4 protein-coding genes are annotated in these 7364 nt (G+C 40.9%); all 4 read right to left on the bottom strand.

Annotated features, from left to right (window positions below; translation table 11 throughout):
* Nucleotide 1 precedes the first annotated feature (1 nt).
* Nucleotides 2-1459 (bottom strand): amidophosphoribosyltransferase, encoded by a 1458-nt coding sequence (purF, locus tag ACVRWY_RS05325; RefSeq protein ID WP_354368575.1) that lies wholly within the window; start codon nucleotides 1457-1459, stop codon nucleotides 2-4.
* 122 nt (nucleotides 1460-1581) lie between these two features.
* On the bottom strand, nucleotides 1582-5301 hold the full coding sequence (locus ACVRWY_RS05330; protein ID WP_354368573.1) for a phosphoribosylformylglycinamidine synthase: 3720 nt from the start codon (nucleotides 5299-5301) through the stop codon (nucleotides 1582-1584).
* Between the two features lie 21 nt (nucleotides 5302-5322).
* On the bottom strand, nucleotides 5323-6030 hold the full coding sequence (gene purC, locus ACVRWY_RS05335; RefSeq protein ID WP_354368571.1) for a phosphoribosylaminoimidazolesuccinocarboxamide synthase: 708 nt from the start codon (nucleotides 6028-6030) through the stop codon (nucleotides 5323-5325).
* Between the two features lie 123 nt (nucleotides 6031-6153).
* Nucleotides 6154-7146, bottom strand: coding sequence for a phosphate acyltransferase PlsX (plsX, locus tag ACVRWY_RS05340; RefSeq protein WP_354368569.1), 993 nt, complete (start codon nucleotides 7144-7146; stop codon nucleotides 6154-6156).
* Nucleotides 7147-7364 lie beyond the last annotated feature (218 nt).

The raw sequence follows: 7364 nt of genomic DNA on the forward strand, positions 1-7364 counted from the left end.
ACTATTTCTTCACATTTTCAATATAAAAGCTTGTCTTTTCCTCTAAACTTCGAAGGTACTCTTCTTCATAATCATAAAGAGGGGTAGGATAATTCCCATCAAAGTAAGCAACACAAAGCCCACCATTTGGTGCATCAGTTTCAAGACCAATTGAGTCCACTAAGCCTTCTAAAGAAAGGTAGGTTAAACTATCTGCACCAATAATCTCACAGACTTCATCAACCGTATGATTAGCAGAAATTAACTCTCGACGCGTTTGGATATCAATCCCATAAAAACAAGGGTATTTTAACTCAGGGCTACCAATGGCAACATGGACTTCCTTAGCCCCAGCATCACGAAGCAACTGAACAATGCGTCGGGAAGTGGTACCACGAACAATCGAGTCATCTATCATAACCACGCGCTTATCCTTCACCACACTAGAGACCGCTGATAACTTCATACGAACACCTTGCTCGCGCAACTCTTGTGTGGGTTGAATAAAAGTCCGCTGAGTGTATTGATTTTTAATCAAGCCCATTTCATTTGGTAAACCTGACTCTTCTGCAAACCCCATAGCAGCTGAAAGTGAGGAATTGGGAACCCCCACAACAATATCAGCTTCATGTTGAAATTCTTGAGCTAAACGACGCCCCATATTTTTACGAGCAGTATGGACATTTACCCCATGAATGACTGAGTCAGGACGAGCAAAGTAAACATACTCCATCGAACAGATAGCCAATTGTGTATCTGTGGTATAGGTGTCATAGTAAATCCCGCTATCATCAATAACAACAATCTCACCAGGTTCAACATCACGCACCCACTCTGCACCAACAACTTCAAAGGCACATGTTTCACTTGCAACAACCCAGGCACCATTTTTCATTTTCCCAATTGAAAGGGGACGAAAACCATTTGGATCTAAAGCGGCAACTAACTTATCCTCTAACATCAGAAGATAAGCAAAGCCCCCTTTTACAGTATTTAATGCTTCCTTGATTTTGCCCATAAAATCGGGATTGTGGCTACGTCTAATCAAGTGCATCAAAATTTCTGTATCTGATGAACTTGAAAAAATAGCACCACTTCGTTCCAACTCCGCTTTTAATGTCAAGGTATTGGTCAAGTTTCCGTTATGAGCCAAACCAATCTGCATATCTGTAAAATTAAACAAGAAAGGCTGGATGTTATCGATAGAAGCTGATCCAGCAGTAGCATAACGAACATGCCCAATTGCAGCTTGTCCTGTTAGCTTCTCTAAATCAGCAGTATTTTTAAAGACTTCTGATACTAAACCAGTGTCACGGTGGCGATGAAGTTGACCCTTGTCATTAGACAAGATGCCAGCTCCTTCTTGACCACGGTGTTGTAAACTATGAAGGCCAAAATACGTGACCTGAGCCGCTTGTGGATGTCCCCAAATCCCAAAAACTCCACATTCTTCATTAAGCGATTTTACTTCATATGTCATCATTCTTTTTCCTTTGCATTTCTTGCACTAGCAAAAATGCGTAAACCTGCAGCTAGGATAGCATCCCCAGCCTTTTATGTCATCTAGCTAGAGTAGGCAATTTTTTTGCCTAGCCCACTAGCTTATTTTCCTGTAAAGTAAGCAACAGCACTACGGAACAAATGCTGATCTTTATTTCCTGGGATATTTTGGAAAAGACCATCTTCGTAACGTTCTGAATGTCCCATCTTACCAATGATTTGACCGTTCTTGCTCGTGATCCCCTCAATCGCATGACTTGAACCATTTGGATTGTACTTAGAATCCATACTTGGTTGCCCTGCAAAGTCAACGTACTGGCTAAAGATTTGACCATTATCTCGTAGCTGTTCAAACTCTTGATCTGTTACCACAAACTTACCTTCCCCATGAGAAACTGGGATAGCATGGATATCGCCGACTTCCACACCAGCAAGCCACGGTGAGTTAGTGTTGGCAATTCGTGTTTCAACCATTTTTGCCACGTGCTGGTTAGCATCGTTATAAAAGAGGGTTGGTGATGTTTCAGTAGCATCTTCAAAGTTCCCGTATGGAAGCAAGCCTGACTTAACAAGAGCTTGGAAACCATTACAGATACCAATAATCAGCCCACCTTTTACAATAAAGCTGTCAATAGCAGCGCGAACTTTCTCATTGAGCAAGATATTAACAATAAACTTAGCCGAACCGTCAGGCTCATCTGCTGCAGAGAATCCACCTGCAAAGAAGAGGATATTGGCCTTTTCGATATTAGCAACCATTTCTTCGATGGATTGAGTAATCACCTCTTGGTTAAGTGTTCTAAATGGAACAAGATTAACCTTAGCGCCCTCTTGTTCAAAAGCTTTAGCCGAATCATATTCAGAGTTTGTTCCTGGAAAGACTGGGATATATACCACAGGTTCTGCTACAGAACTATTAGCTTTAATAACAGCATCTGAAACGACTTTAGGAACCTCTTTGAGTTCTTTGTCTTGTTCAAAAACTGTAGGATAAACTGACTCCAGACTACCCTCAAAAGCTGATGCTAAGTTCGAACCAGATAAAACTTGTCCATTCAAACTAATATCGTGATCCAGCGTTGTAAACCCAATCTTATCGACACCATCAATGTCGTCTGGACTCGTAAAGACAAAACCACCTAATTGCCCTTGTAAGACATGCTCTAGATCTGATACAGTCACTTCTGCACCAATGCGGTTACCAAAGCTCATCACTGCCAGACTTTCTAGAAGACCACCATATTTAATAGCTGAAGCTGCGGTGATACTATACTCCTCTTGCAAGGTTGAAAAGCTGATAAAGTTAGACTTAATCCGCTCAAAATCAATATCTGCTGCTAACTCCGCGCCTCTGATATAGTAAATATAATCTCCAACTGCTTTAAATTCTGGAGAAAGCACACGGTCTGCCTGACCTGTTGTCACACCGAATGCCACCAAGGTTGGAGGAACCGTTAACTCCTCAAATGTCCCCGACATGGAGTCCTTACCACCAATAGATGGCAGTCCCAGTTGAATTTGAGCTTCAATAGATCCCAAAAGAGCCGCAACAGGTTTTCCAAAACGCTCAGCTTCTTTATCCATACGTTCAAAATACTCTTGGTAAGAAAAACGTGCCTTAGACCATTCCGCACCAGTAGCAACTAAACGTGCTGTCGCTTCAATAACAGCGTAGGCTGCACCATGATAAGGAGACCAAGAGGCAATATAAGGATTATAACCCTGTGCCATAACAGAAACTGTATTAGTCACCCCAGTTTGTACTGGTAATTTTTGAACCGAACTCTCCGTTGGGGTAATTTGAAAACGTCCACCAAGAGGGTGATTGACAGTTGAACGTCCAACAGAGCTATCAAACATCGTCTGCAAGCCTTTTTGACTAGCATGATTAAGATCTGACAATACCTTAACAGCATCTTGTTCTAGAGTTTCTTTAGAGGTTGTCACCTGATAAGGTTGAGAGAGTCCACTATCAACAACACGCGCATCCACCTCTACACGAACACCATTAGTGTCAAGGAAAGAACGTTCAATATCAACAATTTTTTGACCATTCCAAGTCATCACAAGATTAGCCTTTTCAGTCACTTTTGCTACAACAACTGCTTGGATATTTTCTTTTTCAGACTCAGCGATAAATCGTTCAACATCCTTAGGAGCAACGACCACTGCCATGCGCTCTTGTGATTCAGAAATCGCAATCTCTGTTCCATTAAGCCCCGCATATTTAAGTGGCACTTGATTAAGGTCAATTTCAAGACCATCAGCTAACTCACCAATAGCCACACAGACACCGCCTGCTCCAAAATCGTTAGATTTTTTGATTAATTGGGTAACAGCTGGATTACGGAAAAGGCGTTGAATTTTACGCTCTTCAATAGCATTTCCTTTTTGGACTTCTGCCCCAGCAGTTTCAACCGATTGTACCGTTTGAACCTTAGACGAACCTGTAGCACCTCCGATACCATCTCGCCCTGTTTTACCTCCAAGTAAGATCACAACATCACCTGCTTCAGGTTTAAGACGACGCACATTATCTTTTGGTGCCGCCCCTACTACAGCTCCAAGCTCCATACGTTTGGCAACAAAACCTGGATGGAAATATTCACGAACATAAGTTGTCGCAAGGCCAATCTGGTTTCCATAAGATGAATAACCATGTGCTGCAGTTTTAGAAATCACCTGCTGAGGAAGTTTCCCTTGACGTGTCTCTGCAATCGTCTCTGTAATATCACCTGCTCCAGAAATACGCATTGCTTGGTAAACATAGGAACGACCTGACAAAGGATCACGAATCGCACCACCGATACAAGTAGCAGCGCCTCCGAAAGGTTCAATTTCTGTCGGATGGTTGTGGGTTTCATTTTTAAACATCAACAACCAAGGCTCTTTAACACCATTAACATCAACTTCAATTTCAACAGAACAAGCATTGATCTCATCAGATACTTCCATATCATCTAAACGCCCGTTAGCACGCTCATAGCGCCCAAAGATAGTAGCCATGTCCATTAAGGTTTGTGGCTTTTCAGTACGTCCTAACTCCTGACGCATTGCTATGTACTTATCATATGTTGCTTGCAATTGTTTTTCAAAAGCTGACGCTGAGAAGTCGATTTTCTTTAATTCCGTCTCAAAGGTCGTATGACGGCAATGGTCAGACCAGTAAGTGTCCAAAACTTTCAACTCTGTCTCAGTTGGCACACGCCCAATAGACTTAAAGTAATCTTGGATAAAGAGTAAATCGTCCACTTCCATAGCCAGACCTTCTTGAGCCTTATAAGCCTTAAAATCTTCTGCTGTATAAGTTTCAAAAATCTCTAAGTCAGGAATAGTTGTTGATGAGGCTGAGTAGCCTTCCAAAACCAAGGCTTTCTCCATATCCTTAAAACGTGAATCGACAGGGTTTAACAAATACTTTTTAATCGCCTCAAGCTCAGAGGATAAAATATCAGCATTAACCACATATAGTTGAGCTGTTTTGACTGTAACATCTTTAGCTCCTAGTAAGAAAAGCGCCTCTTGGCTACTCGCTGCACGTTGATCAAACTGACCGGGTAAAGCCTCAATCGCAAAAGACACTTGATGAAAAAGCTCTGCTACAGCATCGTCTGTTAAGATATTATCTGTCACAGGCTCAGAAAAAAGGTGTTGCTCAGCCTGTCCAAAAAGTTCTTCTTCTAAACCAAAAACATCATAAACCTGTACCAAACGCAGATGTTTCAAACTCGTTAACTGCAGGTTATGAATTAATTCTGCCAGTAAAGATTCTGCTTTAATCTGAAAATTATCCTTTTTCTCAACGAAAATACGTTTATCCATCTGGAACTCCCAAATCCTTCCTTATTTCAACTCTTGTAACTTTTCTAAAACGACAGTATAGACATCTGTGATGGAGCCAATATTACGACGAAAGACATCTTTATCCATATGATTGCCATCTGCATCCCAAAGGCGGCTCGTATCTGGAGATACTTCATCTGCTAAAATAATTTTGCCATCTGCCGTGCGTCCAAACTCCAATTTGTAATCAATCAAAGTCAAACCAATTTGAGCAAACAAGTCTGTCAAGACCGCATTGATTTTACGTGTTTCCTCTTTCAAGAAAGCCAGCTCATCAGCACTTGCAATTTCTAAAAAGGCAACATGCTCATCATTGATAAAAGGATCATCCAAATCATCATTTTTATAATAAAATTCCAAAATCGGTTGCTCAAGTTTGATGCCTTCATCTACACCAAAACGTTTTGAAAAGGAACCCGCTGTATAGTTGCGTAATACTACTTCTAGTGGAATAATCTCTACTTTTTGATTTAGTTGCTCTGTTTCGGACACTTGCTTTATGAAATGCGTCGCAATTCCTGCTGCATTTAAGTGTTCAAAAATCAACGATGAAATTTGGTTATTCAGCTTCCCTTTACCATCCACCGTCTCTTTTCTAGCACCATTAAGCATTGTAGCTTGATCTTTATACTGAGCCAAAATAATATTTTCATCTTCTGTTGCGAAAATATCCTTTGCTTTCCCCGAATAAATCAACTCTCTTGACATATTTTTGTTCGCCTTTCGTTTTTATCACCCTCATTCTAACATAAAGAATACACCTTTTCAATCAAATACCTAACATTTTAAAATAAATAAAATAAAAACGTTCGCTATATACGAACGTTTTTGCTATTCTTCTGTAAAAGCAGCTACGGATTTTGCTACCACATCTGTATCCAACATTTTTTTGATTTGCTTAATAGTATAGTAGATAGCTGTCGCATCACTTGAGCCATGTGCTTTAATGACAGGGGCCTTCAAGCCAAACAAGACTGCTCCACCAGCTGAACTATAATCCAATGACCCTTTCAAGCTATAAAGGTTATCTTTTAAGAAGAAGGCGCCAATCTTAGCCTTTAGACCACCTGATTGAATCGCTGACTTCAGCTGCCCCATAATTGATAAAGCTGTTCCCTCGATAGATTTCAAGACGGCATTTCCTGTAAACCCATCTGTCACCACAACATCTGCGACACCATTTAATAATTCACGCGCTTCCACATTGCCAACAAAGTTTAGGCTCTCATCTGCTGATAACAACTCATAAACTTCCTTACGAAGCGGATCTCCTTTACTACTTTCCGTACCATTGTTTAAAAGACCAATACGTGGTGAAGAGATACCACGGACATGCTTGGCATAAAAAGAGCCTAAGATCGCATATTGGTGCAGATGTTTAGCTGTATTTTCCGCATTAGCACCAAGGTCTAACATATCAAACCCATTGCCATCTCCAGTTGGCAAGGTAGATAACAGACCTGGGCGATCCACTCCCTTAATCCGTCCTACCACAAAAAGCCCAGCCGCCAAAAGTGCGCCTGTATTTCCAGCTGATAAAACCGCATGAGCTTGACCATCTTTGACACTTTTAGCTGCCAAGACCATTGAAGCATTTTTCTTACGGCGAATCGCCTTTGCTGGCTCATCATCAGAGTTAATCTTCTCATCTGTATGGATGATGCTAACACGTTCTGTCGCTGTTAGATACTGCTTAATTTTTGCCTCATCACCATAAAGCTGAATTTCAATATCCTTAAACTCAGCAATCGCACGATTGACCCCCTCCACAATCGCTTGAGGAGCGTGGTCACCTCCCATAGCATCCACTGCAATGATTTTCATATCAAACTTCCTTACTTAATGAACTAATAGCTTTATTATAGCACGATTTCAGCTTTTTTCCTATTATTGAAAATATCAGAGCAAAACAAATATGTAGCGTTACAATAGATGTGAGACTTCTAGAAGTCAAAAAAGAAGATTCCCTGATATGATAAGAGTACCACCACTCATCAAAAAAGGAATCTTCTCATGACTAGTATATCACAAAATCTTCGCTA

It is taken from the genome of Streptococcus porcorum (genome assembly GCF_053203725.1).

Coding starts and splice junctions, on each gene's coding strand:
- purF (WP_354368575.1), bottom strand. CDS start 1,459: ATGACATATGAAGTAAAATCGCTTAATGAAGAATGTGGAGTTTTTGGG.
- ACVRWY_RS05330 (WP_354368573.1), bottom strand. CDS start 5,301: ATGGATAAACGTATTTTCGTTGAGAAAAAGGATAATTTTCAGATTAAA.
- purC (WP_354368571.1), bottom strand. CDS start 6,030: ATGTCAAGAGAGTTGATTTATTCGGGGAAAGCAAAGGATATTTTCGCA.
- plsX (WP_354368569.1), bottom strand. CDS start 7,146: ATGAAAATCATTGCAGTGGATGCTATGGGAGGTGACCACGCTCCTCAA.